The 24,731-nt window shown below is 33.1% G+C and carries 34 protein-coding genes and 1 tRNA gene; 7 read left to right on the forward strand and 28 right to left on the reverse strand.

Annotated elements, in window-relative coordinates; all coding sequences use genetic code 11:
* Positions 1-41 precede the first annotated feature (41 nt).
* Positions 42-2,234: a type I DNA topoisomerase gene (topA, locus tag L3J07_02920; protein ID MCF6276775.1), complete on the forward strand. Its 2,193-nt coding sequence runs from the start codon at positions 42-44 to the stop codon at positions 2,232-2,234.
* A gap of 49 nt (positions 2,235-2,283) precedes the next feature.
* Here topA and L3J07_02925 read toward each other — a convergent pair whose 3' ends face one another.
* Positions 2,284-2,550, reverse strand: coding sequence for a hypothetical protein (locus tag L3J07_02925; GenBank protein ID MCF6276776.1), 267 nt, complete (start codon positions 2,548-2,550; stop codon positions 2,284-2,286).
* Positions 2,551-2,697: 147 nt separating this feature from the next.
* Between L3J07_02925 and L3J07_02930 the strand changes: the two genes are divergently transcribed.
* Positions 2,698-4,179, forward strand: a complete 1,482-nt coding sequence (locus tag L3J07_02930; GenBank protein MCF6276777.1) for a RelA/SpoT family protein — start codon at positions 2,698-2,700, stop codon at positions 4,177-4,179.
* Between the two features lie 56 nt (positions 4,180-4,235).
* Here the strand turns inward: L3J07_02930 and L3J07_02935 are convergent, their stop codons facing one another.
* Positions 4,236-5,129, reverse strand: a complete 894-nt coding sequence (locus L3J07_02935) for a ParB/RepB/Spo0J family partition protein (GenBank protein MCF6276778.1) — start codon at positions 5,127-5,129, stop codon at positions 4,236-4,238.
* A gap of 28 nt (positions 5,130-5,157) precedes the next feature.
* A complete protein-coding gene (locus L3J07_02940) occupies positions 5,158-5,922 on the reverse strand; it encodes an AAA family ATPase (GenBank protein MCF6276779.1) in 765 nt (254 codons plus the stop codon).
* A 90-nt stretch (positions 5,923-6,012) separates the two neighbouring features.
* Between L3J07_02940 and L3J07_02945 the strand changes: the two genes are divergently transcribed.
* The 5 genes from L3J07_02945 (at position 6,013) to L3J07_02965 (ending at position 8,545) form a co-directional block, all read left to right on the forward strand.
* A tRNA-Leu gene (locus L3J07_02945) sits at positions 6,013-6,094 on the forward strand.
* A gap of 204 nt (positions 6,095-6,298) precedes the next feature.
* Positions 6,299-6,484 carry a hypothetical protein gene (locus L3J07_02950; protein MCF6276780.1) on the forward strand — a complete coding sequence of 62 codons (186 nt, stop codon included), beginning with the start codon at positions 6,299-6,301 and terminating at the stop codon, positions 6,482-6,484.
* A gap of 53 nt (positions 6,485-6,537) precedes the next feature.
* Positions 6,538-7,503 (forward strand): metallophosphoesterase, encoded by a 966-nt coding sequence (locus L3J07_02955; GenBank protein ID MCF6276781.1) that lies wholly within the window; start codon positions 6,538-6,540, stop codon positions 7,501-7,503.
* 66 nt (positions 7,504-7,569) lie between these two features.
* Complete coding sequence (locus tag L3J07_02960) at positions 7,570-8,022, forward strand: hypothetical protein (protein ID MCF6276782.1); 453 nt, start codon at positions 7,570-7,572, stop codon at positions 8,020-8,022.
* A 94-nt stretch (positions 8,023-8,116) separates the two neighbouring features.
* A complete protein-coding gene (locus L3J07_02965; GenBank protein ID MCF6276783.1) occupies positions 8,117-8,545 on the forward strand; it encodes a hypothetical protein in 429 nt (142 codons plus the stop codon).
* A 51-nt stretch (positions 8,546-8,596) separates the two neighbouring features.
* Here L3J07_02965 and L3J07_02970 read toward each other — a convergent pair whose 3' ends face one another.
* From L3J07_02970 to rpsQ, 25 genes are all read right to left on the reverse strand, one after another.
* Positions 8,597-9,100, reverse strand: a complete 504-nt coding sequence (locus tag L3J07_02970) for a small multi-drug export protein (protein MCF6276784.1) — start codon at positions 9,098-9,100, stop codon at positions 8,597-8,599.
* Positions 9,101-9,129: 29 nt separating this feature from the next.
* Positions 9,130-10,164: a hypothetical protein gene (locus L3J07_02975; protein MCF6276785.1), complete on the reverse strand. Its 1,035-nt coding sequence runs from the start codon at positions 10,162-10,164 to the stop codon at positions 9,130-9,132.
* 50 nt (positions 10,165-10,214) lie between these two features.
* Positions 10,215-10,760 (reverse strand): SMC-Scp complex subunit ScpB, encoded by a 546-nt coding sequence (scpB, locus tag L3J07_02980; GenBank protein MCF6276786.1) that lies wholly within the window; start codon positions 10,758-10,760, stop codon positions 10,215-10,217.
* 16 nt (positions 10,761-10,776) lie between these two features.
* Positions 10,777-11,478 carry a segregation/condensation protein A gene (locus tag L3J07_02985; protein MCF6276787.1) on the reverse strand — a complete coding sequence of 234 codons (702 nt, stop codon included), beginning with the start codon at positions 11,476-11,478 and terminating at the stop codon, positions 10,777-10,779.
* Positions 11,479-11,485: 7 nt separating this feature from the next.
* Positions 11,486-13,252 (reverse strand): aspartate--tRNA ligase, encoded by a 1,767-nt coding sequence (gene aspS / locus L3J07_02990; protein ID MCF6276788.1) that lies wholly within the window; start codon positions 13,250-13,252, stop codon positions 11,486-11,488.
* A gap of 106 nt (positions 13,253-13,358) precedes the next feature.
* Positions 13,359-13,592, reverse strand: a complete 234-nt coding sequence (locus L3J07_02995) for a hypothetical protein (GenBank protein ID MCF6276789.1) — start codon at positions 13,590-13,592, stop codon at positions 13,359-13,361.
* Positions 13,585-13,869: a hypothetical protein gene (locus L3J07_03000; protein ID MCF6276790.1), complete on the reverse strand. Its 285-nt coding sequence runs from the start codon at positions 13,867-13,869 to the stop codon at positions 13,585-13,587. The genes L3J07_02995 and L3J07_03000 overlap by 8 nt, the downstream gene beginning before the upstream one ends.
* Positions 13,870-13,904: 35 nt before the next feature.
* Positions 13,905-15,197, reverse strand: a complete 1,293-nt coding sequence (gene asnS / locus L3J07_03005; GenBank protein ID MCF6276791.1) for an asparagine--tRNA ligase — start codon at positions 15,195-15,197, stop codon at positions 13,905-13,907.
* A 62-nt stretch (positions 15,198-15,259) separates the two neighbouring features.
* The gene (locus tag L3J07_03010) at positions 15,260-15,784 is read right to left on the reverse strand and encodes a hypothetical protein (protein ID MCF6276792.1); all 525 of its coding nucleotides are present in this window, start codon (positions 15,782-15,784) and stop codon (positions 15,260-15,262) included.
* Positions 15,784-16,320, reverse strand: a complete 537-nt coding sequence (locus tag L3J07_03015) for a hypothetical protein (GenBank protein MCF6276793.1) — start codon at positions 16,318-16,320, stop codon at positions 15,784-15,786. Before L3J07_03015 ends, L3J07_03010 begins: the two co-directional genes overlap by 1 nt.
* Positions 16,321-16,398: 78 nt before the next feature.
* Entirely contained in the window at positions 16,399-17,145 is a 747-nt protein-coding gene (gene recO, locus L3J07_03020; GenBank protein MCF6276794.1) for a DNA repair protein RecO, read from the reverse strand.
* A 14-nt stretch (positions 17,146-17,159) separates the two neighbouring features.
* A complete protein-coding gene (ruvX, locus tag L3J07_03025) occupies positions 17,160-17,540 on the reverse strand; it encodes a Holliday junction resolvase RuvX (protein MCF6276795.1) in 381 nt (126 codons plus the stop codon).
* Between the two features lie 2 nt (positions 17,541-17,542).
* The gene (gene map, locus L3J07_03030) at positions 17,543-18,358 is read right to left on the reverse strand and encodes a type I methionyl aminopeptidase (protein MCF6276796.1); all 816 of its coding nucleotides are present in this window, start codon (positions 18,356-18,358) and stop codon (positions 17,543-17,545) included.
* A gap of 2 nt (positions 18,359-18,360) precedes the next feature.
* On the reverse strand, positions 18,361-18,936 hold the full coding sequence (locus L3J07_03035) for a nucleoside monophosphate kinase (GenBank protein MCF6276797.1): 576 nt from the start codon (positions 18,934-18,936) through the stop codon (positions 18,361-18,363).
* A 215-nt stretch (positions 18,937-19,151) separates the two neighbouring features.
* Positions 19,152-20,423, reverse strand: a complete 1,272-nt coding sequence (gene secY, locus L3J07_03040) for a preprotein translocase subunit SecY (protein MCF6276798.1) — start codon at positions 20,421-20,423, stop codon at positions 19,152-19,154.
* 51 nt (positions 20,424-20,474) lie between these two features.
* Complete coding sequence (rplO, locus tag L3J07_03045) at positions 20,475-20,915, reverse strand: 50S ribosomal protein L15 (GenBank protein MCF6276799.1); 441 nt, start codon at positions 20,913-20,915, stop codon at positions 20,475-20,477.
* 10 nt (positions 20,916-20,925) lie between these two features.
* Positions 20,926-21,555: a 30S ribosomal protein S5 gene (locus L3J07_03050; GenBank protein ID MCF6276800.1), complete on the reverse strand. Its 630-nt coding sequence runs from the start codon at positions 21,553-21,555 to the stop codon at positions 20,926-20,928.
* A 17-nt stretch (positions 21,556-21,572) separates the two neighbouring features.
* A complete protein-coding gene (gene rplR / locus L3J07_03055; protein ID MCF6276801.1) occupies positions 21,573-21,941 on the reverse strand; it encodes a 50S ribosomal protein L18 in 369 nt (122 codons plus the stop codon).
* A gap of 65 nt (positions 21,942-22,006) precedes the next feature.
* Entirely contained in the window at positions 22,007-22,549 is a 543-nt protein-coding gene (gene rplF / locus L3J07_03060; protein ID MCF6276802.1) for a 50S ribosomal protein L6, read from the reverse strand.
* A 4-nt stretch (positions 22,550-22,553) separates the two neighbouring features.
* A complete protein-coding gene (gene rpsH, locus L3J07_03065) occupies positions 22,554-22,946 on the reverse strand; it encodes a 30S ribosomal protein S8 (GenBank protein MCF6276803.1) in 393 nt (130 codons plus the stop codon).
* A gap of 14 nt (positions 22,947-22,960) precedes the next feature.
* Positions 22,961-23,146 (reverse strand): type Z 30S ribosomal protein S14, encoded by a 186-nt coding sequence (locus L3J07_03070; protein MCF6276804.1) that lies wholly within the window; start codon positions 23,144-23,146, stop codon positions 22,961-22,963.
* 20 nt (positions 23,147-23,166) lie between these two features.
* Entirely contained in the window at positions 23,167-23,709 is a 543-nt protein-coding gene (gene rplE, locus L3J07_03075; GenBank protein MCF6276805.1) for a 50S ribosomal protein L5, read from the reverse strand.
* A gap of 4 nt (positions 23,710-23,713) precedes the next feature.
* On the reverse strand, positions 23,714-24,034 hold the full coding sequence (rplX, locus tag L3J07_03080; GenBank protein MCF6276806.1) for a 50S ribosomal protein L24: 321 nt from the start codon (positions 24,032-24,034) through the stop codon (positions 23,714-23,716).
* A 23-nt stretch (positions 24,035-24,057) separates the two neighbouring features.
* On the reverse strand, positions 24,058-24,429 hold the full coding sequence (gene rplN / locus L3J07_03085) for a 50S ribosomal protein L14 (protein MCF6276807.1): 372 nt from the start codon (positions 24,427-24,429) through the stop codon (positions 24,058-24,060).
* A 17-nt stretch (positions 24,430-24,446) separates the two neighbouring features.
* The gene (gene rpsQ, locus L3J07_03090; protein MCF6276808.1) at positions 24,447-24,710 is read right to left on the reverse strand and encodes a 30S ribosomal protein S17; all 264 of its coding nucleotides are present in this window, start codon (positions 24,708-24,710) and stop codon (positions 24,447-24,449) included.
* Positions 24,711-24,731: the final 21 nt, after the last annotated feature.

Below are 24,731 nucleotides of genomic sequence, written 5' to 3' on the forward strand. Positions count from 1 at the left end.
CCCTTGACAAAATCCTCATTTTTAATTATCCTGTACTTTATATGAGTTCAAAACTAGTAATCGTAGAGTCGCCAACAAAGGCGAAAACAATCAAAAAATATTTAGGAGTTGGTTATAAGGTCACCTCTTCTTTTGGTCATGTTCGAGATCTGCCAAAAAGTAGAATGGGAATAGATATTAAGGGTGATACTTTTGAACCAGAATACGAAGTATCTGAAGACAAGGCAAAAGTAGTGGCAACTTTAAAAAAATACGCAAAAGATAGCAGTGAAATTATATTTGCAACTGATGGAGATAGAGAAGGCGAAGCTATTTCTTGGCATTTGGCACAAATTTTAAAAATAAAACCAGCAAAAGCAAAACGGATTGTTTTTCACGAAATCACAAAACATGCTATTGAAGAAGCTCTAAAAAAATCTAGATTTATAAACCAAGATTTAGTAGACGCCCAACAAGCTCGTAGAGTTTTGGATAGATTGGTGGGATACGAACTTTCTCCATTTTTATGGAAAAAAGTTGTGCGTGGACTAAGTGCTGGACGCGTACAATCTGTAGCAGTTCGTTTAGTTGTAGAAAGAGAAAGAGAAATCAAAGCATTCAATCCAGAAGAATATTGGAGTGTCACAGGACTTTTTTCAAAAGACAAAAGTCAAGAATTTCCAGGTAAACTTGCCACAATAAGTGGAAAGCGTGTTGGAAAAATGGATCTAAAAACCAAAAAACAAGTAGATAAAATTGTCACCGATTTAAAAAAAGAAAAATATGTAGTTTCATCTGTAAAGATGAAAAAAGCAAAAAAGTCTCCACCACCTCCATTTACAACTTCTACACTTCAGCAAAAAGCAAACCAAACTTTAGGTTTTTCTGCAAAACAAACAATGCGTACAGCACAAAAACTTTATGAGGGTGTAAAACTTGGAAGTCAGGGAATGACTGGTCTTATTACCTATATGCGTACAGACTCTATGGCAATGTCTGAAAAGTTCATAAAAGAAACTGACACTTTTTTGACAAAAGAATATGGAAAAGAATATGCAAGCGGAGGAAGAAGGTATAAAACAAAAGCAAAAGGCGCACAAGAAGCTCACGAAGCAATTCGTCCAACAAATGCAAAATACACACCAGAATCACTAAAGAAAATTTTAAACCCTCAACAGTACAGACTGTACAACTTAATATGGAAAAGAGCTATTGCAACACAAATGAGTGAAGCTATTTTAGATAAAACCGTAATTGATATTTCAGCAGGAAAATACACTTTTCGCGTAAACGGACAAATTATTGTTTTCAATGGTTGGCTCAAACTTTATCCAAAACTTACAAAAGAAGACTCACTTCCAAAAATAGAAGAAGGTGAAAAACTAAAATGCTCAAAGATAAATCCTTTGCAACATTTTACAGAACCACCAGCTAGATATTCTGATGCTACACTTGTAAAAGCCTTAGAAGAACATGAAATTGGTAGACCTTCTACATATGCTCCAACTATAAACACAATTGAAAGTCGTGGCTATGTTTTTCGAAATGAAAATAAAAGATTACAACCAAAAGATATTGCTTTCACAGTAAATGATTTACTTGTAAAACACTTTCCAAATATCGTGAATTTATCTTTTACAGCTCAAATGGAAAATGATTTGGACAAAATTGCAGAAGGAAAAAAAGAATGGATCCCACTAATAAAAAAATTCTACAAACCTTTTCATAAAAATCTAGAAAAGAAAACCAAAGAAGTAGATAAAAAAGATATTACTGAAGAAAAATCCAAAGAAAAATGTCCAAAATGTAAAAGTCCAATGGTAATTAAGCTTGGGCGATTTGGAAAATTCCTAGCTTGTACAGATTATCCAGAATGTAAAACCACACAACCAATAGACGGCGAAGAGAAAAAAGAAGCCAAAATGGTACACGAAAAATGTGAAAAATGTGGCGAGCCAATGGCTTTGAAACACGGAAGATTTGGACCTTTCCTAGGGTGTTCTGGTTATCCAGATTGTAAAAACATAAAATCTTTTGCAAAGTCAACCGGTGTAAAATGCAACAAATGTAAAACTGGAGAAATTGTAGAAAAGAAAAGTAAAAAAGGAAGGACATTTTTTGCTTGCAACCAATATCCAAAATGTGAAAATGCTCTCTGGAGCAAACCAACTGGAAAAAAATGTACAAAGTGTAAACAGCTAATAGTAGAAGCTGGAAAAGATAAAGTGAAATGTTCAAATAAGGAGTGTAAGTAAAATATATTATATTAAAAAAGTAGATTGTTTCAAATCTACTTTTTACTTACTATATATTTTTAATAATTGCAAGCCAATTATAATATAATTTTCTGCATTTAATAGCATGCTCTGCAGCTTTTTTTACCAACTGCTCTTTATTATCATCAAAAAAAGATACAACTTCTTCAGGAGTTAGTCCTATTTTTTTATGCATATTTAACCAATAATATCCAACCTCCATACTATTTATTTTTAATAGGCTGTGAATAATATGATTATCATCAAACTCAGCTCTTACCTCTTCCACGAATTCTTTTGGATATATTTTATTCACATCTCACTCCTTTTTTTTAGCTTTCCAACAAAGAACACCTTAAAAATATTATAATAAAATTTTATTCAACTGTCAAGCTAAAACACTCAAAATCCTTGCAAAAATACCTAAAATAATGCTACAGTTAAAAGATATTGAGAAAATTTTATGGCAAAAAGAAAACAGACAATTGAAGGGTTGCTTGATAAAATAAAATCCTATATACCAAATGCTGACTTAGAAATAATTCAGCTAGCTTATGATTTTGCAAAAAATGCTCACAAAGGTCAAACCAGAAAATCTGGTGAGCCATATATTATCCACCCACTTGCTGCTGCACACATTTTGGCAGATATGAGGATTGATCCTGTTGTAATCACAGCTACAATACTTCACGATGTGCCAGAAGACACAGACATAACACTAGAAGAGGTTGAACAAAATTTTGGTAAAGAAATAGCAGGGCTTGTGCGAGGAATTACAAAACTTGGAAAACTAAAATATCGTGGAATTGAACGCTATATAGAAAACCTACGAAAAATGTTTATTGCGATGGCAGAAGATGTACGAGTTATGATTATTAAATTTGCAGACAGAATTCACAATTTGGAAACTTTGGAAGCACTTCCTCCACAAAAAAGATACAGAATTGCACTAGAAAGTTTGGAAATTTACGCGCCAATTGCAGGCAGACTTGGAATGGACGAGATGAAAGGTAGGTTAGAAGATTTAGCTTTTAAATTTGTATACCCACAAGAATATAGGCGTGTAAAACAAATTCGAGACGATAGATTGAAAGGTAAAGAAGAATACTTTACAAAAATTCAAAAGAAAGCAAAAGAAAGCTTAAAAAATGCAAATATACCAATAATTTATGTAAGTGGAAGGAATAAAAAATTATATAGTTTTTATAAAAAATTAGTTCGCAAAGACAATCAAATTACAAAAATTTATGATTTAGTTGCAATTAGAATTGTCGTACCAACTATTGCAGATTGTTATGCAACACTTGGAATACTACACAATGTTTGGAAACCTATGAAAGGAAGAATAAAAGATTATATTTCACAACCAAAGCCAAATGGTTACAAATCTTTACACACTACAGTTTTTGGTGATGATGGCGAAATGGTAGAGTTCCAAATTCGCACACTAGAAATTCACGAAGAGGCTCAATACGGCGTTGCGGCTCACTGGCATTACGACGAACACGGCTCCAGACTTCCCAAAAAAGAGATTATGTGGGCAAAAGAATTAGCAGAAATTCAAAAAGATATGTTGAAAAAACTATCCGATTTAGAAGAAATAAAAGTAGATTTCTTGCAAACTAGAATTTTTGTTTTTACACCAAAAGGTGATGTGATAGATCTGCCAGAATGTGCCACTCCAGTGGACTTTGCTTATCATATACACACAGATATAGGCAACAAGTGTAATTCTGCAACAGTTAACGATAAAATAGTAAGCCTAGACGCAGAACTAAAAAATGGTGATGTTGTGGAAATAACAACAAATAAAAACAGAAAAGGACCAAATCCAGATTGGCTTAGTTTTGTAAAAACAACAACAGCAAAAAATCATATAAAAAATGCAAGAAAATCTAAAATCCCAAGCTGGATAAAATCTGTGTTCGACTCTAAGAAAAAATAAATTCAAAATACTAGATTTTACAAAATAAAAAATGACCAATGTGGTCATTTTTTATTTTATATTTTTGATAATTTTTCAACCAATTCCCTAAACTCATCCTTAGAATAATATTCTATAAGAATTGTACCCCTCTCACCTCTTTGAGTTATGCGAACTTTTGTATTTAAAACCTCTTCTATTTTCTCTTCTATTGCTGATAAATTAGGATCGCGTCTTACAGAACCTTTTCTAGATTTCTGCCCTTTACGCACAATAGCCTGCTCTACATCTCTTACCGTAATATTCTTTCCAAGCATACTCTGATACATGTTCCACTGGTCTTTTTCACTTTTCAAACTTAAAAGAGCTCTTGCTTTTCCCATACTTATTTTTCCATCTATCAAAGCTTTTTGTATTTCTCCTGGTAAACCAAGCAATCGTATTGTGTTTGCAATTGTTGGTCGTTTTTTACCCACTTTCTGTGCAACCTCACTTTGAGTTAGCCCAAACCTATCTATAAGCCTCTTAAAAGCAAAAGCCTCTTCAATAGAATTCAAATTTTGACGCTGTATATTCTCAATTAGAGCCAATTCCAACTTTTCTTGCCCGTCTTCAACTTTACGAACCAAAGCAGGAACAGTTGCAAAACCAGCAATTTCAGATGCCCGCATTCTCCTCTCTCCAGCTATCAACTCATACTCACCATCTTTTTTCTCATTTACTGTTATCGGTTGTAAGACCCCATGCTGTTTTATAGAATTTACTAAGTTTTCCAACTCTTGATGTGAAAAATTTTTTCTTGGCTGTTCTTCATTTGGTTTTATTTCTGAAATTGGAATTTGCCAAACACGCTCATCAGACTTCAGATTATTTTCAGTAATATTTGCTTTTTTTGCAGACTCAACAATAGCAGATTTTGCCAACGGTTTACTTTGCGGAATAAGTGATCCAAGTCCTTTTCCAAGAGCCATATAAAATTATTTAAATATTTATTTTTATTTAAGTGTGTTTTCGTAAAATTTCTTTTGCTAATTTTTGGTAAGATCTTGATCCTTTTCCCCACGGATCATATTGTAAAATTGTCTTACCAAAACTTGGAGCCTCCGCCAAACGAACAGTTCTAGGAATTACAGTTCTAAATATATTATTTGGGAAATGCTTATACAATTCATTTAGAACTTCCGACGAAAGTCTTGTCCTTTTGTCGTACATTGTAATTACAGCTCCTAAAATTTCCAAATCTGGCTTTATATTATCCTGCACAAGCTTTACAGTCTCCAAAAGCTGACCAAGACCTTCCAAAGCATAATACTCAGCCTGAACAGGAATTAAAACCTCTTGTGAAGCTAATAAACTATTCAAAGTCAACAACCCTAAAGCTGGCGGACAATCTACCAATACATAATCATAATTATCAGAAATAGGTTCCAATAAATCTGTAAGTCTGTATTCACGCCTATCTTCATTTACAAGTTCCACATTTGCACCTGCCAAATCTGGCGTAGCTGGGGCCAAATGCAAATTTTCATGCTCTGTTTCCAAAACAATATCCACCATCCTAGCCTCATTGGATAGTGCATGATAAATATGCTTTTCTAAAGATTTCTTCTCAAATCCAAGCCCACTAGTTGCATTTCCTTGCGGATCCATATCTATAATTAAAACAGTTTTATCCATTTCAGCCAAAAATACAGCCAAGTTTATTGCTGTTGTTGTCTTACCTACTCCTCCTTTTTGATTTACAATCGAAATTACTTTTGCCATAACATAAAACTTAATGATATTATACAGTATATTGACAAAACAGCAAAGAATGTGTATAATAGTCCTAAATATAAAAGATATTTCAAATAAGCCGAAGTGGCGGAACTGGTAGACGCGCACGACTCAAAATCGTGTTCCTTCGGGAGTGAGGGTTCGATTCCCTCCTTCGGCACAGCACAGAATAATGACACAATAGTTTGTGTCATGTGTGGGAATCGAAAATCGGAGCGATGTCTGAGTTTGCCCAAAGAGGTAAGGCGATGACCGCGAGGTGGGGTCGCGGAAAATTTACGTCAGTAAATTTATCTGTGATAGATTCCCTCCTTCGGCACAGCACAGAATATAAAATTCTTAAAACACAAACGGAGGTGTTGAAATGAAACTTATTGAAAAGTTAATAGGATATTCAATAATATTATTTACTGTTTTTGCACTACCAAAACTATTTGGAATACAAGATAACACCACAACTCTTTTTTATGGAGGATTTTGTTTAATGGTTGGTGCAAGTTATATGACATATTATATGATTCGAAAACTCAAAGAATTAGATAAAAAGTAATAAACCTTGTAAAAGGGTTTATTTTTTTTACAAAAAAGGCTATTATTAATATTATGAAACTATATTTTGACATTTTAATTTTTACATCAATTATAGCAGTCGTACTACCTGCTTTTATTTTGATGCGCAACAAAATAAAATTGAAAAATTCTTGGGAACAGAAACATCCAAAATCTACAATTACAATCTCATCAATACTTTTGTTTTTTGCACTTTGTATTATTTATGGAAGTTTTATTGAACCAAAATTATTAACAGTAAATCACAAAATTATAGATATAGAAGGAATAGAAAATGAAATAAAAATAGCTTTTATTGCAGATTTTCAAGTTGGTCCATACAAACAAGAAGCTCATCTAAAAAAACTAATCGGAAAAATAGAAGAACTAAACCCAGACTTAGTATTAATTGGAGGAGATCAGATTATGAATGACGGCAGCTCGTTATCAGAATTTATACTTTTGACCCCACTTAGAGACTTAGCAAAAAAATACCCAACATACGCAGTTCACGGAAATCATGAATATGGCGTTGGTAGAAACACAATAGAAGAAGATTGGGTTTGGTTACCAGATTTAAGTGAAAATACCAAGTGGTACGCACAATATTTGGGTATAAATTATTTAACAAACGATTTAGAGAAAATAAATATAAAAAATGAGAATTTTTACCTTTTTGGTGGAGATTCACTTTTAGCAAATAAGTTAGATACAGAAGTTTTAAACGAAAGAACAGAAGAAATTCCAACAATCGCACTTATCCATCATCCACTTGCTGTAAAAGAATTAGCGAACAAAAAAGTTGACCTCTTACTTTCCGGTCATACTCATGGAGGACAGCTTCGCCTACCTTTTATAGGACCTTTTGGAAAAATTGAAGCCAAAATTCCTATAAAATGGTACCAAGGATTTTCTAAATATAAAGATGTACGAATGTTTATCACAAGCGGAACCGGCGAAACCGGTGCTCGCTCTAGATTTTTAAACCCACCAGAAATAGTACTCTTAACTATAAAATAATTGACAGAAGTGCTAAAAAATGGTTAAGTAGGTGTAGTGTTCTTTACCAAAACTAAGGAGGTAGAAATGAGCGACCACAGAGAAAAAATTAGTTTTTTACTTGCTTTGCTAGGAGTGACTAGTAAGCTATCAGCTCGTTTTTCTGGAGTCATACAACTAACCGAAGAGTTAGCAAAAAAAGGATTAATCAGCGGTGGTTTTGAACTAACCGCTTTGGAAGAAATTTCAGACAGAACAATCTCAAACTACAAACACCTAACTGAAGAGTTTCTTATTGATGCTTTTGTAGAAATTTGGGATGAAGATGAGATAGATAATATTACAGCTATTATCTTAAGTAATCCCCCCATTCAAAAGTTATTTTTGTCTGTCGGGAAGATGGCAAAAAAAGCCCATAAAAATGCAATAAAAAAAGTAAGTCAGCAAATTACTGCCATCGGGATTAAACTTGACCAAGAATCTAAACCTCTCGGGTTCAATGATCCTAAAAGAAAGTTAACAAAAAAACCACTAAACTGAGAATGTAAACCACCTTTAAAAGGTGGTTTTTTTATTTTTAATATAAAGTGTGTTATATTAAATTAGTAGTTCATTACAACAATAAGAGGTAAAAATGTCAGACAGCGATACAAGAAAAATAGAACTCGCAGAAGAAATTTTAGTACTAAGTTTTGTAAGTCCAAGCTTCTTACTAGAATCTATGTTTTTGTTTGCAGGGATTTTGATGAAATTTTCAGAAACAGAAGAATCAGAAAATATAGATGAGCAAAAAATAGTAGCTTTACAAAAGTCTGCTTCTGATTTATCGATAAGTCATGATAAAAAATTAATTAAATTATTTGCAGATAATTTTACAGAAGAAGAATTAGAAACTTTATTTGAATTAATAAATGAACCACTCATATTAAGACTATTACTCTTAATAGGTACTGGCGGTAAAATTAAAGTAGAGATACAGAATATGCACATTGAATTAATTGAGTTCATTAGAACAAAGTTAAAAGATATATTAATTAAGATAGACCTGTCCAAAATGAACTAACAAAACAAAACCACCTTTTCAAAAGGTGGTTTTATTTTTTCTTAATAATATCTAAATAAACCAACGAAGTATTCCACCTGCAAAAAGAGTCAAAAAGGTTACGATAGTTGCTGCTACACAAACACCAATCAAAATAAGTGGAAAAGACTTTCTAAAAGGAATATTAAAAACAAAAGATGCTAAAGATCCAGTCCAAGAACCTGTAAACGGAAGTGGTATCCCAACAAAAATTATTAAAGCGAGTGATCCGTATTTTTCATATTTTCCAGAAAACTTTTTCTCTGCTTTTTCTAGCTCATAGGTTAAAAATTTTCCAAAAATTCTATATTTTACTGCCAGTTTGTGAGCATAAGGCATCAAAAGTAAAATAAATATTGCAGGTACCGTGTCCCCAACTACAGCAATAACCCAAACCTTCCAAATTGCCAAATTATAAACCTCTATTCCTATTGGAATAGATGCTCTCAGCTCAGTTATTGGAATCATTGAAAGCAGAAAAATAGCCACTTCTGGTGGCATACTTAAAAACCAAGTTGCTGGATTCAAATTTAACATTTTTATTTAAATTATTTTTTATAATTTATTTATTTTACACCTTCTTCTGGCCACTCATAATTTTCAAAAGTCCAATACGCGATATCTCGCGCTTCTGTAAACCTATCCTCATGAACTTCTGCACCAAGTACTGCTATACTTAATATTTTACCATTTTTTCCTTTAACTTGCATAGTAAAGTTGTATCCAGACAAAGGAATATAACCTGTCTTACCACCAATAAATTCACCAAAATCACTTGGAATCCAGCCAAGTAAAAGCCAATTTGTATTCCACATTTTATGTTTTTTTGCATTTTTACCTCGACTACTTACTATAAATTCTGTTTCCAAAAGTGTTTTTCTAATCTTTTTATGAAGCATAGCTTCCTCTAAAACATGTATTATATCAGACGCTGTAGAGATATTCCCACCATCTAATCCTGTAGGTTCCACAAAAAAAGTTTCAAACATCCCAAGTTCTTGTGCTTTTTCATTCATTTTTTCTACAAAATTTTCTCTTTCATCTACTAAATCCACCAATGTCAAAATTGCTCTATTCGATGATCCAACCAAAGACAAACTCCAAAGCTCTTCTGCGGTAAAAACCTCTCCACCTAAAATATGGCTGTCAAAAATATCATCATATATTACAGATGTTGTAGTGGAAAAATCGATATTATAATCCAACAAAACAAGTGCACTCATCAATTTCGTAATACTTGCCAAAGAATGAAAACTATACTCATTTTTTCCAAACAAAACCTTACCAGTCTCAACATCTTTTACAATAATACTCTCTGCTGTAAAATCCTCTGGATCAGCCATATCACCAACCAGTTCTGGTAATTTTGGCAACACAACGACAGGTTCTACAGGAAAATCGCCACCTTCCAATTTTTCATCTATTTTTGTATTTGCAGTCTCAACAGCACTCATTAAAAAAGAAAATTCTACCATATCCAAAGAACGTACAACAACAGGTGGTGCAAATAAAAAAAGCACAACAGCAACAACTGAAACCACCCCAATTATATCTCTAATTTTATTTGGCCAATCTTTTTGTGATTTTTCTGGATTAAACATAATTACTCAATAAACCTATTTTAAAATAATATTTCAATAAAAATCTTAAATTAAAGTAGCTTTAAATTATTTAAAGTATTCTTAATATTATCATGTTCTCGAAGATTTGTATAGTCCGGAAGCTCTTCTACAGAACTAATCCCCAAATATCCAAGTGCTTCTGTGGATAAAACATACAACGAAAATAAACCTCCCTCCTCTTCTTTTTCTGAAACCAAACCTCTCATCATCAAATTTTTTAAAATAATTCCACAACTTACACCGCGAAGTTCCTCTAACTCAGATTTTGTAATTGGACCCAAATATCCAATTATAGTCAAAGTTTCGAGTTGTGGTTTTGTGAGTTCACTAGAAAGATCAATAGAAATAAATTTTTCAATTGCATCTAAGTTTTCTGGTTTTGAAGACATTTTATACAAAAAACCATCAGTAATTAAATGTAGTCCCGATCCATCATCTTTATACCTTGAATTTAAATCTTCCAATACAATTATAACTTCACTTTCTTCCACATCTAAAACTTTCATAATTTCTTGGACAGAAACCCCTCTTCCAACCACAAACAATATAGACTCTATTTTTGATCCCAAATTCATATTTTTTACTAGTAAATTATTTGTTCTTAATCATAATTTCACCAAATGCTACATTCTGTTTTATATTCAAAGTATTACTTTTTACCAACTCAAGTAAAGCTAAAAAAGTTATTACAATCTCTGCCTTTTCTTTTTTTGATGAAAAAAAATCACGAAATTTTATTTTTGTATTTTTCTTAAAAAAAAGCCTTAGATGACGAATACGCTCTCGCAAAGAAACTATTTTGAATAATTTTGCCTTTGGAATAGGTTTTGGTGGTTCCAATTTTTGAACCAACCTAACCATAAGTTTACTCAAGTTCATTAAATGCAATTTTTTTGGCATTATACCTGTTTTTTTAACTATTTTTTCTCCTTTTCTTCCTATAGAATATAACCTGCTTTCCCACATTTTTTGCACTTTTTTACTTTTTTCTAGAAACAACCTATAAATTTCCAGTTGACTCTCCAAACTCTGCACATCTTCTTCCTCAAAAACAAGACCCGGCAAAAGAGCTCTAGATTTCAACAAAAGTAAACGAGATGCAACCATTAAAAAGTTAGCAATTTCTTCTGCTGATTTTTCTTTTTCTAATAATTCTACAAAATCCAAATATTGTTCTGTCACAGAAGAAAGTGAAACCTCGTTTATGTCTAATTTTTGCTTCTCTATCAGTTGAAGTAGTAAATCTATTGGACCTTCAAACTGATCTAATTTAAAATGAATAGATACCTGCATAATACAACTAAACTTCCTCCTCTATCTTTTTTAAACCAAGATTTTTCAACTGCTCTTCGCTAATTTCTGCAGGAGAGCCTAGCATCACCTCTTGTGCTTTTTGATTTTTTGGAAATGCTATCACACCACGCAAATTCTTCTCACCAAGTAAAAGCATAGCCATACGCTCAATTCCAGGAGCAAAACCACAATGAGGAGGTGCTCCATATTCAAACGCATTTATCATATGACCAAATTTTTTATTCACTTCTTCTTGTGAATAACCAGCAACCTCAAAAGCTTTATACATAATTTGTGTATCCTTATTTCGTACAGCGCCAGAAGAAAGCTCCAAACCATTTGCAACAATATCATACTGATAAGCTAAAACATCCAGTGGTTTTTCTGTTTCTAAAACTTCCATACCACCTTGTGGCATAGAAAATGGATTGTGACCAAAATCAATTTTCTGATTTTTCTCGTCCCATTCATACATTGGAAAATCTACTATCCAAGCCCACGCAATCACATTTTTATCTGCCAATTCCAACTTTTCTGCTGTTAAACTTCGAACAGCACCAAGTGCTTCACAAGATATTTTCCATTTGTCTGCCACAAAAAATACAATAGAATCTTTTTCCAATTTTAATTCTTTTTTCAATTCTTCCAACTCACCTTCTTTGAAAAACTTTACGACAGAACCCTCAAAAACACCCTCCACAAATTTCATCCAAGCTAGTCCTTTTGCGTGACTTCGTTTTGCAACATCTGTAAATTCTTCATCAATCTCTTTTCTTGTAAATTTATTTCCACCTCCAATCACTAAAGCTTTTACACTTTCTGTATTTGAAAAAACATTAAATCCTGTTTTACTTCCCCACTCTGTGACATCTTGAATTTCCAAACCATAACGCAAATCAGGCCTATCACTTCCAAATTTATTCATTGCATCTTTATACGCAATTCTTGGAAACTTCTTATCTTTTACTTTTTTACCAGCCAACTGCGTAAGCTCAGAAAATAAAGGTTCCATTATTTCAAAAAATTCATCTTGGGAGGTAAAACTCATCTCCACATCAAGCTGATAAAATTCTCCAGGTGAACGGTCTGCGCGCGGATCTTCGTCTCGCATACACGGAGCAATTTGATAATATTTATCAAAACCTGCAACCATTAGAAGTTGTTTATACTGTTGTGGTGCTTGTGGAAGTGCATAAAATTTACCTGGATGAATTCTACTTGGTACCAAAAAATCTCTAGCTCCTTCCGGCGAAGAAACAGTAAGAATTGGAGTTGCAATATTTATAAAATCACGTGATTCCATATAATCACGAATGTGCTTTTCCATTTTTGCACGAAACAAAATATTATTTTTCAATTTTTCACGACGCAATTCTAAAAATCTATATCTCAAACGAAGCTCTTCATCTTCTTCTTGCTTTCTAGCATCAAAAATTTCAAATGGCATTGTTTTTGCCTCACTCAAAATTTCCAAATTTATAGCATTTACCTCTATCTCTCCTGTTTTTAAATTTTTATTTACATTTTTCTCATCACGCAGCATCACATCACCTACGACTTTTATCACAAATTCATATTTCAATTTTTCAACCAATTCAAAATTTTCAACTCTTTCTGGATTGAACACAATTTGTGTAATCCCATATCTATCGCGAAGATCCACAAAAATTAAACCGCCCAAATCTCGGCGTTTGTGCACCCAACCAGAAAGCGTAACATTTTTATTAGCCTCGTCTTTTGTAAGTTCACCGCATGTGTGTGTTCTGTATTCCATATTTTTAGTTCAATAAAAGTATTCAGTTTATTTCTATATTTTACTTCATACCAAGGATAAAGGCAAGAAAAAAACTGGCTTTTTAAACCAGTTTTAATAATCTACTCTAAAAAGAAAAAATAAAATTTTCAACATCAGAATATTCTTTTTTTGTAACTCCTATCTCACCAAATCTAATACTGAAAAGATTAACCAACAATATCATATCATTATAATTAGATAAAATCTTTTTTTTATTAAAACTAACACAATAACCACTTCCCATACTACGAAAAGTATACAAAATATCCTTAAATTCAACCTCAACAATTTTTACAGCACCATCTCTTACATCACTCATTTCCACCTCCATCTTTCTTTATGTTTCTCTCTATCATTTCTGCAAACATTTTAACTGTTACAAAATCTTCATAATCAACATTTAGATCTCTTATATTAAAATCCCCTATAATCATGAGTCTTTTTATTGAGTCCATAACAATCACAAAAGCTATTAAACGCTCCGTTTTTTCAAAAAAGAATTTCTGTCCTTTAGTTTTATAATATAAGATTGCTCCACAAAGCATAAGACATATTTTGTGTCTTAGCTCCTCTCTCTTATCTTGTGTAAGCATCATACCTCCTTTTTGGTTTTTGTTAAAAGAACTTTATTTTATGGTTTCACTCTATTCAAGACCCTTGGAAATGGAATGCACTCGCGCACATGTTGCACTCCAGAAAGCCAGCGAACAATTCGCTCCAAACCAAATCCAAAACCAGAATGTGGCACACTTCCATACTTCCTTAAGTCCAAATACCAAGCAAAATCTTCTTCAGACAATCCAGATTCTTTTATCCTTTTCAACAATTCACCATAATTATCCTCACGCTGTGAACCTCCTGCAATTTCTCCACCACCTTCAGTTGCTATCAAATCATTATTCAAGGCAATTTTTCCAGTCTCATCGCGTTTCATATAAAATGGCTTTATTTCTGCTGGCCATTTTTCCACAAAAACAGGCACATTACTATCTTTTGTAAGCATTCCTTCGTCATCATTCCCCAAGTCTTCTCCATATTTTATATCAGACCCAAGTTTATTCAATTTTTGTATAGCTTCAGTATAAGTATATCTTGTAAAAGGATTGTCTACTATTTTTTGCAAAGCTTCTGTATTACGCCCCAAAATTTCCAATTCTTTTTTACATTCATTCAAAACTTTCCCCACAATATGTTTTACCAATCCTTCTTGAATATCCATATTTTCATTATGCTCTACAAAAGCTCCTTCTGCATCCATCATCCAAAATTCTGTAAGATGTCTTTTTGTTTTTGATTTTTCTGCACGAAATACTGGCCCAAAATCATAACAACGCCCAACAGAGGCAATAGCAGCCTCTGCATAAAGCTGACCAGATTGTGTTAGATAAACCTCACCAAGATCAAAATATGGAACAGGAAAAAGAGTGGTGGTTCCTTCACAAGCATTTGGTGTAAAAATTGGCGAATCTACACGAATAAACCTCTCTTTGTGCAGATATTCCGAAATAGCAAGTATTACAACATCACGCATCCTGAGAATAGCCCACTGTTTTTTACTACGAAGCCACAAATGCCTATTATCCAACAAAAAGTCTGGTCCGTGATCTTTTAGACTAATTGGGTACTCTTCAGACTTACCCACCAACTCAAACCCTTCGACCTGCATTTCAAAAACATTGTCTTTTTTTGGATGTTTTGTAATTTTTCCAGTTAATTTTACTGAAGACTCTTGTGTTAAATTTTCTACAATATTCCAAACACTTTCATCAACCTCACTTTTTGAAACCACAGCCTGAATAAACCCACTTCCATCACGAATCTGCAAAAAAGCAATAGACCCAGAAGAACGTGTATTATAAATCCATCCTTTTAATGTAACTGTTTTTTCTATAAATTCTGACACCTGGTCAATAAAAATATTCATACTTTTATATATAAAGGAGAAGATTTTTATGTCTTCTCCTTGAGTTTTAAAAAATTTCACTATTAGTAGACTTCTGTACTTGTACCCTTACATTTTTTATAAACACTGCCCATTACCTGCTCTCCATTCTTGTCATATACAACCCACCAACCAATTCTACAACCTACATCATAGGTTCCCATCATTCTGATAACACCACGCTCATCATAAAAAACCCAATCCCCATCTAGTTCATCATTTACAATAAAACCTTCTTCGGCAACCACACCATTTTTATGATAAACCTTTTCCAAACCATTTCTAATATTATTTTCGTAATGTCGCTGCACTTGTACTTTACCATTTAAATAAAGTTTTTTCCAGACACCGTGTTTTGTGCCATCCGATTTTCTACAAAACAATACTAAATTCTCAAAATCTAGCAAATACCAATCTGAGTAAGTGCCCTTTTCACACTCCATTTCCAGACTTTCAGTATAATTTTCTGGCCATTCCCACATTTGATTTTCCAGAAAGAAAACCGCAGGATCAGGGGTAGAAAATATTATAAGTCCTGTACAAATAATAATTGTAGAGTCAAGTGCCATTATAAACCCCTTTCATATTTTTCAACAACTTCAGATCTACAAGTCTTAGCATCTGCAAAAATTTTTACAATCTTATTTTCATTTTCATCGTAAAAATACCAAATCCCATCCTTGCACCCATCTCTAAATTTTCCACTTGAAAATTTATTTCCATTTTTATAATATGTAGTCCATATTCCGTTTGGTTTACCTTTTTTATATAACCCATCACTTTTCAACATACCACTCTCATAATAAGTCTTCCAAATTCTGCAAAGTTTACCCTCACAAAAAGTAGAGTCTATATAGAGCTGGCCGTTCAAATAATAAACCCTTCTTTTACCATGCCAAATATTATTTTTACGCTCGCATCTATTTTCCAAAAATACTTTATTCTCAGAAAATTTTTGTTCTGTGCCTTCACCGCAAACAAGCTCAAACCCTTGAACTTTCATTTTTGGTGTTTCTATTTTTAATTCTGAAACCACAACCTCAAGCCCAGCACCACAAGATGTAAGTAAAAATAATGACACAAAAAGTTTCACCAAAACACACATACCCCCTCCTAATCTATAGTTGTATATTTAAAAGAACATTTATATCTCACCACGAATACCACAAAGTGTCAAGTAAAATTAAACAAAAAAACTCAAATTCACCCTACTTACTTCTTTTTCGTTGAAACTTTCCAAATAGCGAATTATAAATTTATATACTTTTTCTGGATTTTCTGTATTTTCAATACTACCAACTTCACTAAATTTACTAATTATTAAAGTTATCATATCATTTCTAATTCCTCCTAAAAATGCTAGATCTTTTGACTGTATAAAGTGTTTAATCTTACAATTTTCACATAAAACCCCACCTCCAGAAAAATGAAAAAACCATGAATTTCCACCATCATAACACCTTCTAGGACAATGAACACAAAAATTTAACTGTGGTAAAAAACCAAGCAAAGCAGACATTTTTAAAGTAAAAGAATTTAAAAGTGTAATATAATTTACAACACAACTAAGCTCATTTAAAAAATTCAACCAACTGTATAAAAAAATAAAAACCTTATTGTCTGGAAGATTTTCCTGTGTCAATTCGCTCAACATTTTTACGGTAAACTGTGCCAATAAAATTTTTTTAAAATCTTGTCGTAAATTAGAAAAAGAATTTATAGACTGAACACTACCTAAAATTCTCATTTCTTTTCCTTGCAAAATTTCCGCATCCACAAAACAAAACGGCTCCAAATTGGCCGAATTTTTACTTACAATTTTCTTAACTCCACGCGCCAAAACATCAACCTTTCCACTATCTTTTGTATAAAAAGTTATCAACTGGTCATTTTCACGAAAATCTCTTCGCTCCAAAACAATTGCATACATATATTATATATACTCTAATTCTGTAAATACTCCTGCAAAATAACCATTGCAGCCTTCTCATCGCGATAAGCTTCACCACCCATCTCATCTGCTTCGTGAGAAGAATATCTTTCATCTGCAAACTCAATTGGTGTATCAATTTTCAATTTTATTTTTTCTGCAAATTCTCGAACTTTTTTTGAATTTTTAGTCTCTTCTCCACTTTCCAAACCAACCGGCAAGCCTATTACAATCTTATCAAAATTTTCTTTTAAAATTAATTTAGCAAACTCTTGTATTTTCTCATCTTCGCCCTCCCATTCAAAAACACCAAAAGGTAAAACAACATCTACAGCGTCTCTTTTTACAGCCAAACCAATCCTTTTTGTTCCAAAATCAATACCTAAAATATTCATATTTATTTTTCTAAAGGTCTTCTGGTCACTACAATTGGATCGCCTTCTGTAATTATAACAGTATGCTCAAAATGTGCACACAAACTTTTGTCTGCAGTTTCTATTGTCCAATCGTCATCTGCTGTCACGATATCACCCCCCCCCATTGTTATCATTGGTTCCAATGCCAAAACCATTCCAGCTTTCAAAATAATTCTCTTCAAGCTAGAATCATAAAAATTTGGAACCCTAGGCTCTTCGTGTACATGAAACCCTACGCCATGTCCTATCAAATCTCGCACAATTCCATACCCTTTTGGATCTACATAATCCTGAATAGCTTCTCCAATATCAGATAGTTTATTTCCAGCTCTACATTTATCAATTCCGATTTCCAAAGCTTTTTTTGTCACATTCATCAGACCTTGAGTTTTCTCAGGAATTTTCCCAACAGCCACAGTCAAAGCCGTATCTGTAAAATATCCATTTTTATTCTCCCCTTCTCCACATTTTCTAGGCCACTGCATTCCAATATCCATACTAAAAATATCCCCCTCTTTCAGAATATCCTTATCCCTTGCAACCCCATGAACCAACTCATGATTTCTAGCAACACAAACAGTACCAGGAAATCCTTTCCTGTATTTATCTCCACCATAACCTTTAAAAGCTGGCAATCCACCAGCTTCTTTTATAAGTCTTTCAGCTTCTTTATCTATCTCAGCAGTACTTATTCCATGTACTGCCATTTTGGATATCTTTTCCAAAACCTCACCCAAAATTTTTCCACCTTTCACAAGTTTATCTTGAACTTCTTTTGGTTTTATAAAATTCATCATAATTATTTTAACACTTTATTTATGCTTTTTGTCACTTCCTCTATATTTTTACTACCGTCCACCACTTTTAATATATCTATTTTTTTATAGTAATTCACAATGGGTCTTATCTTCGCATTTCCCTGATCTTCCATTCTTTTTAGAATTACATCTTTTTTGTCATCCTCTCTACCTTCATGACGCTTCAAAAGCCTTTCTGTGGCTATTTCATCAGTCAATTCTATTTCTACTGCCATTATATCATTTTGCCATCCTTTTTCCTTAAAAAACCTATCATAAGCTTCTGCCTGCTCTAAATTCCTTATAGCGCCGTCCAGTACTACACCGTCACTTTCATTCATCTTTTTTTCTATTTCCGCAAAAGCAAGTTTATACACAATCTCGTCTGCAACCATTTTCCCATCTTTAATTCCCTCAACTGCTTTTACTATTTTTCCGTCCGCATTTTCATCTGCCAAAATAGCACGAAAAAGATTTCCAGTAGAAATATGAGTATAACTATAATTCTCCGCAATCAACTTTGCCTGAGTTCCCTTACCACTTCCAGGAATACCAAGTAAAATAATAATTTTTTTCATAACTAAATGTTTTTAGTCTCGATTTATTAAATAAAAAAATCTTCTTTTTTGCACTCGCTCGGTTATAATAAATCTACGCTTCGCTTCGACTTATTACAACTCTCACTCGTTTAAAAAATAAAAAATAGTGGAGTTTCCACATAAATAATTTAACACTTTTCACTATAAAAATCAAGTAATAAAAAACCACCCTCTCGGATGGTTTTTTTAAAGTTTTAAACTCTATCGTATTCATGCATTGTTATTTGTGCTTCCGTTTGTTTTGCGGTGTCAATTGCTACTGACACTACAATTAGCAAACTTGTACCACCAATCGCTAGCGATTGTGTCTGGGTTATTCCCTGCACAATCAAAGGAAGAATTGCAATACCTGCTAGGAATAAAGCTCCAAACAGTACTATCTTATTCATTGTTGATTTCAGATAATTTTCAGTTTCTTTACCAGGACGAATTCCTGGGATAAATGCACCTTGTCTTTGTAAATTTTCTGCCATCTGGTCTGGATGGAATATAACCTCTGTATAAAAGTAGGTAAATCCAAATACCATCAAGAAATATAAAACTCCGTAAATAATCTGATTATTAAAAATATCAACTGTCACTCTCGCAACAGTACCCAAAACTCCTGGATTACTCACAAAGAATTGGGCGACAAGCGGAGGGAATAGTACAACTGAAATTGCAAAAATAATAGGGATAACTCCAGCCATATTCACACGAAGTGGTAAGTGTGTTTGCTGACCTTGACCTGCTCTACCTCGAATTTGCCGTGCATATTTAACAGGAATATTCCTTTGTCCCTCACTAATTATAACCACTGCAATTATCGTAATTACAGACACTATTGCAAATAAAACATATGTAAACAAGTCTGCTGAGTTATAGTTTATAATTAAGTTTTGAAGAACTCCAGGAACAGCAGATATTATACCAGCAAAGATTAATAAAGATATACCATTCCCAACTTTTTTTTCACTAATTAATTCTCCAATCCACATCAAGAACATAGTTCCTGCTGTAATTGTAATCATAATAGAGCTAAGTTGGAAAACAGTTATATCCCCTACAATATCATATTGAGACTGACGCAATATATTTATCATTGCGTAAGATTGTAAAAACGCAAGAGGAACAGTAGCAAGGCGAGTATACATACTTATCTTTTGCTGACCTGCCTCGCCTTCTTTTTGCATTTCCTCTATCTTTGGATAGATCATACCCAAAAGCTGAAATATAATTGAAGATGTAATATAAGGTGCTATTCCAAGCATCACAATAGAGAAGTTCTCCATTGTTCCACCAGAAAACAAGTTCATCATTCCAAATATCTGATTTCCATCCAAAAATCTACCAAGATTTTCTACATTAATTCCAGGAACTGGAATGTGGGCTGCCAATCTGAAAACAACCAACATTGCCAATACAAACAAAACGTTTTTGCGAATATCTTTTATTTTCCAGATACGAATAATTTTTTCCCACCACATAAAGTAAGTACTATAAAATTGAGTAAAAAGAAACAGGAACTACAAACAGTTTTATTCAATAGAGCCACCAGCTTTTTCAATTGCTTCTCTTGCTTTTGCAGAAACACCACAACCTTTTACTGCTATCTTTTTTGTAAGTTCTCCGTTAGATACTATCTTAACACCATTTCTAGCTTTTGCAATAATCTTCAACTTTTTTAAAGACTCCGGTGTTACAATTTCCATCTTATCTGCAAATTTTTCAAGCGTAGACAAAGACACAGTCTCCTTTTTAGGGTGTATACTCTTGAAACCACGAACTTTTGGAATCTTCTGTAAATTAGCCTTCATACCAATTCTTTTCAGTCCACCTTTTCCACCTGCACGAGAACGCTGTCCTTTTAGACCACGGCCAGAATAAGTACCTTTTCCTGTGGCATTTCCACGGCCAACACGTTTTTTTGTTCTACTTGATTTTCTAGATGATTTAATTTTATGCAATTCAATTGCCATATTTTTCTAATTATTTTTTCGCTTCAACTTTTTTAGCAACTTTTTTCTTTACTGCTGTTTTTGAAATCTTTTTTTCTACTTTCGCCTCCTTCTTAACATCTTCTTCTTTTACCTCTTCTACTTTTTCCACCTTAGGTGTGTTTACTTTTTTTATTTTTTGAGTCAATGCCTCTTTCTTGAAAGATTGCAAGGCTATAAACAACGCTTTTACATTTGTAATTTTATTGTTTGTTCTTCCCATTATTCTTCCAGAAGCATTTGGCACTCCGCCAAGCTCCAAAACTGTACGAATTACACTTCCCGCAATAATACCAGAACCAATTGGAGCAGGTTTTATCATTACTCTTGCTGCTTTAAATTTAGCCTCTGCTCTGTGTGGCAATGTGTCATAAACCATAGGAATAGTAATCAAGTTCTTTTTTGCCTGATTATATGCCTTATTTACTGCGATTTGTACATCTTTACCTTTTTCCAATCCATATCCAACTCTCCCTTTTCGATCTCCAATTACAAGTAGTGCGCGAAAGCTCATCTGTTTTCCACCCGCAGTCACACGCGTTACGCGTGATAAATCCACAATCTGCTGATCAAATTCAGGTTTTTCACGCTTAAATTTTCTAGACTTTCCTTTAAATGCCATAGTTTTGTTTAAACAACTTAAAATTTCAAACCGCCCTCACGAGCACCTTCTGCCACAGCTTTTACACGACCATGGTAAAGATATCCAGCGCGATCAAAAACGATATTTTCAATATTTTTAGCTTTTGCTTTTTCAGCCAAAGCCATTCCCAATAAATAAGATTTAGCGACGCCCCCTTTTCTTTTACCAGCATCACCAGTATTCCCATCTTTTTTACTATTTACACTTACAACTGTTTTTCCATTAACATCGTCAATAAGTTGTAAATAAACTCCAGTTAAACTTCTAAAAATATTCAAACGTGGTCTTTGAATTGTACCAGAAATACGAGCTCTCACACGAGCTCTGCGTCTTTCCCTTGTCTGTTTTCTATTTACTTTTGCCATATTATTTTATTTATACAATTATCACCACCCACACTTTAAACAAAAAGAATGTTTAATGAAAATCCCTAAGCTGCCTTTGCAGCTTTACCAGCCTTACGACGAATTACCTCATCTACATATTTAATACCTTTACCTTTGTACGGTTCTGGTTTTTTAATTGCTCTTATTTCTGCTGATGTCTGCCCTACCAATTCCTTGTCAATCCCTTCAATAGTAATTAAATTCTTTTCAGTAGTTGCTGTAATTCCTTCTGGAATAGAATATAAAACAGGATGTGAAAAACCTACCTCTATTTTTAAGTCTTTTCCTTGCATCACCACACGATAACCAACACCATTAATTTCAAGTTGTTTTTTGTATCCAACAGACACACCTACAACCATATTTTTAATGTGAGAAGAAAAAGTTCCCCAAAGTGACCTTTCTTTTTTATTAGTTTCATTTTCCACACTTACAGTAGCTTGATTCTCTGTAATATTTACTTTTACAATAGAATTTAATGCTCTTTTCAATTCTCCTTTTGGTCCTTTTACAATTACAAAACCATCAGCAGTTTCAACTGTTACCCCTTGTGGAATTTGAATTATTTGTTTTCCTATACGTGACATATTTTTAATATATTGAACAAAGTACTTCACCACCAAGCCCAGCTTTGCGAGCCTGCTTATTTGTCATAAGCCCTTTTGGGGTTGAAATAATTGCGAAACCAAAATCATTCAAGATTTTTGGTAGTTCATCAGCCTTTTTATACATTCTATGCCCAGGCTTGCTTTCGCGTTTAATATTAGTTATAGCAGGAGTTCTACCATTATATTTTAATCCTAAAACTAAAACTTTTGGAACACCTTCTTCAATTTTTTCTACAGAACTAACATAACCTTCTTGTTTTAAAATCTCAGCAATATTAAGCTTCAATTTTGATAAAGGCATTTTTACTCTTGGCAATTTAGCCATTTGAGCATTTCTTATACGTGTTAGCATGTCTGCTATTGGATCAGTCATCATAAAAATAAATTAATTTACCAACTAGATTTTCTTACACCGGGCAATAGACCTTGGTTTGCTAATTCTCTAAAGCAAATTCTGCACAATCTAAACTTACGCATAAAACTACGATTTCTACCACATTTCCAGCAACGATTTACTTTTCGTGTACTAAATTTTGGCGTTTTCTTTGACTTTGAAATTTGTGCTTGTGTTGCCATAATCCCGTGTTATACTTTGTTTATTTTTTAATAGGTAGTCCCATTTTTCTCAAAAGTGACATACCTTCTTTTTTATTGTTTGCTGTTGTAGCAATTACTACCTGCAAACCATGAATCTTTTCTAATGTTTCTGCTGTTACTTCCGGAAAAGCAATATTTTCTTTAATACCAATACTATAGTTACCTTGTTTATCAAAACTTTTTGGATTCAACCCTCTAAAGTCTCTTACACGCGGTAACGCGATATGGATAAACCTGTAAAGAAAATCGTACATACTTTTTCCACGCAATGTCACAGACATACCAATGTCCATTCCTTCACGAATCTTAAAGTTTGAAATAGACTGTTTTGCCAAATTGTGAACAGGGCGTTGACCAGTAATTCTTGATAGCGTGTTCTCAACATTTTCGATATAGCTTTTATTTTTGTTGTGACGCCCGTACCCCACATTGATAATAACTTTTTCAATTTTTGGCACTTGCATTAGATTGTTAAATCCAAACTCTTTTTTTAGAGCTGGAACTATTTCTTTTTTATAAATTGTTTGCAATTTTGAATCCATATAATTAGTCAATCAACTCACCACTTCTTTTTAATAGTCTCTTTTTATCACCACCTTCTATCTTATAACCAACGCGTGTTGGCTTACCAGATTTAGGATCAATAAGCATAACATTACTCACATTCATTGGAGCTGGAAGTTCAATTATTTGCCCTTTTTCTCCAGCACTGCGTGAACGAATATGCTTTTTTAAGATATTCACACCCTCAATAACAACATATTTTTGTCCTTTTTTCTTGTTTTCAAGTATCTGAATAACTTTACCAGTTTTTCCTCTGTCTTTTCCAGATAAAATTTTTACTTTGTCTCCAGTTTTTATTTTCATATTCTTATTCTAATTATTCCCTATTACAGCACTTCTGGTGCCAAAGAAACAATTTTTTGATAACCTTTTGCACGCAACTCTCTAGCAATCGGTCCAAAAATACGCGTACCTTTCATTTCTTTACTAGCTCTATCAATAATTACAGCAGCATTTTCATCAAACCTAATGTAAGTTCCATCTGCTCTTCTTTTTTCTTTTCTTTGACGCACAATTACAGCATGGACTACTTCACTTTTTTTAACCGCACCACGAGGAACCGCCTCTTTTACTGTACATGTAATTACATCACCAATTCTTGCAAATCTTTTTCTATAACCACCAAGAACCCTGATACACATCAACTTTTTTGCACCTGAATTGTCTGCTACTTTTAGCATTGATCTATGCTGAATCATACTTTTTCTTTTAAAATCTATTTAACTATTTTAGAAATTCTCCACCTCTTCATCTTACTCATTGGGCGACATTCTTCAAAAACAACCTTATCTCCAACTTTTGCAATGTTTCTCTCATCATGCACTTGATATTTTTTACTTGATTTGTAGTTTTTCTTATACTTTGTATGTGTTTTAATACTAGTAACTTCCACACTAATAGTTTTGTCTTTAGCATTAAGAACGACACCTTGTAATTGTCTTTTTTGAGTCTTTTTAATTGTCTTCTTGTCATTATTCATAAGTAGTATCTTAGCAAATTT

The sequence above is a fragment of the Candidatus Magasanikbacteria bacterium genome (assembly GCA_021648085.1).
GTDB lineage: Bacteria > Patescibacteriota > Patescibacteriia > Magasanikbacterales > UBA922 > JAKITS01.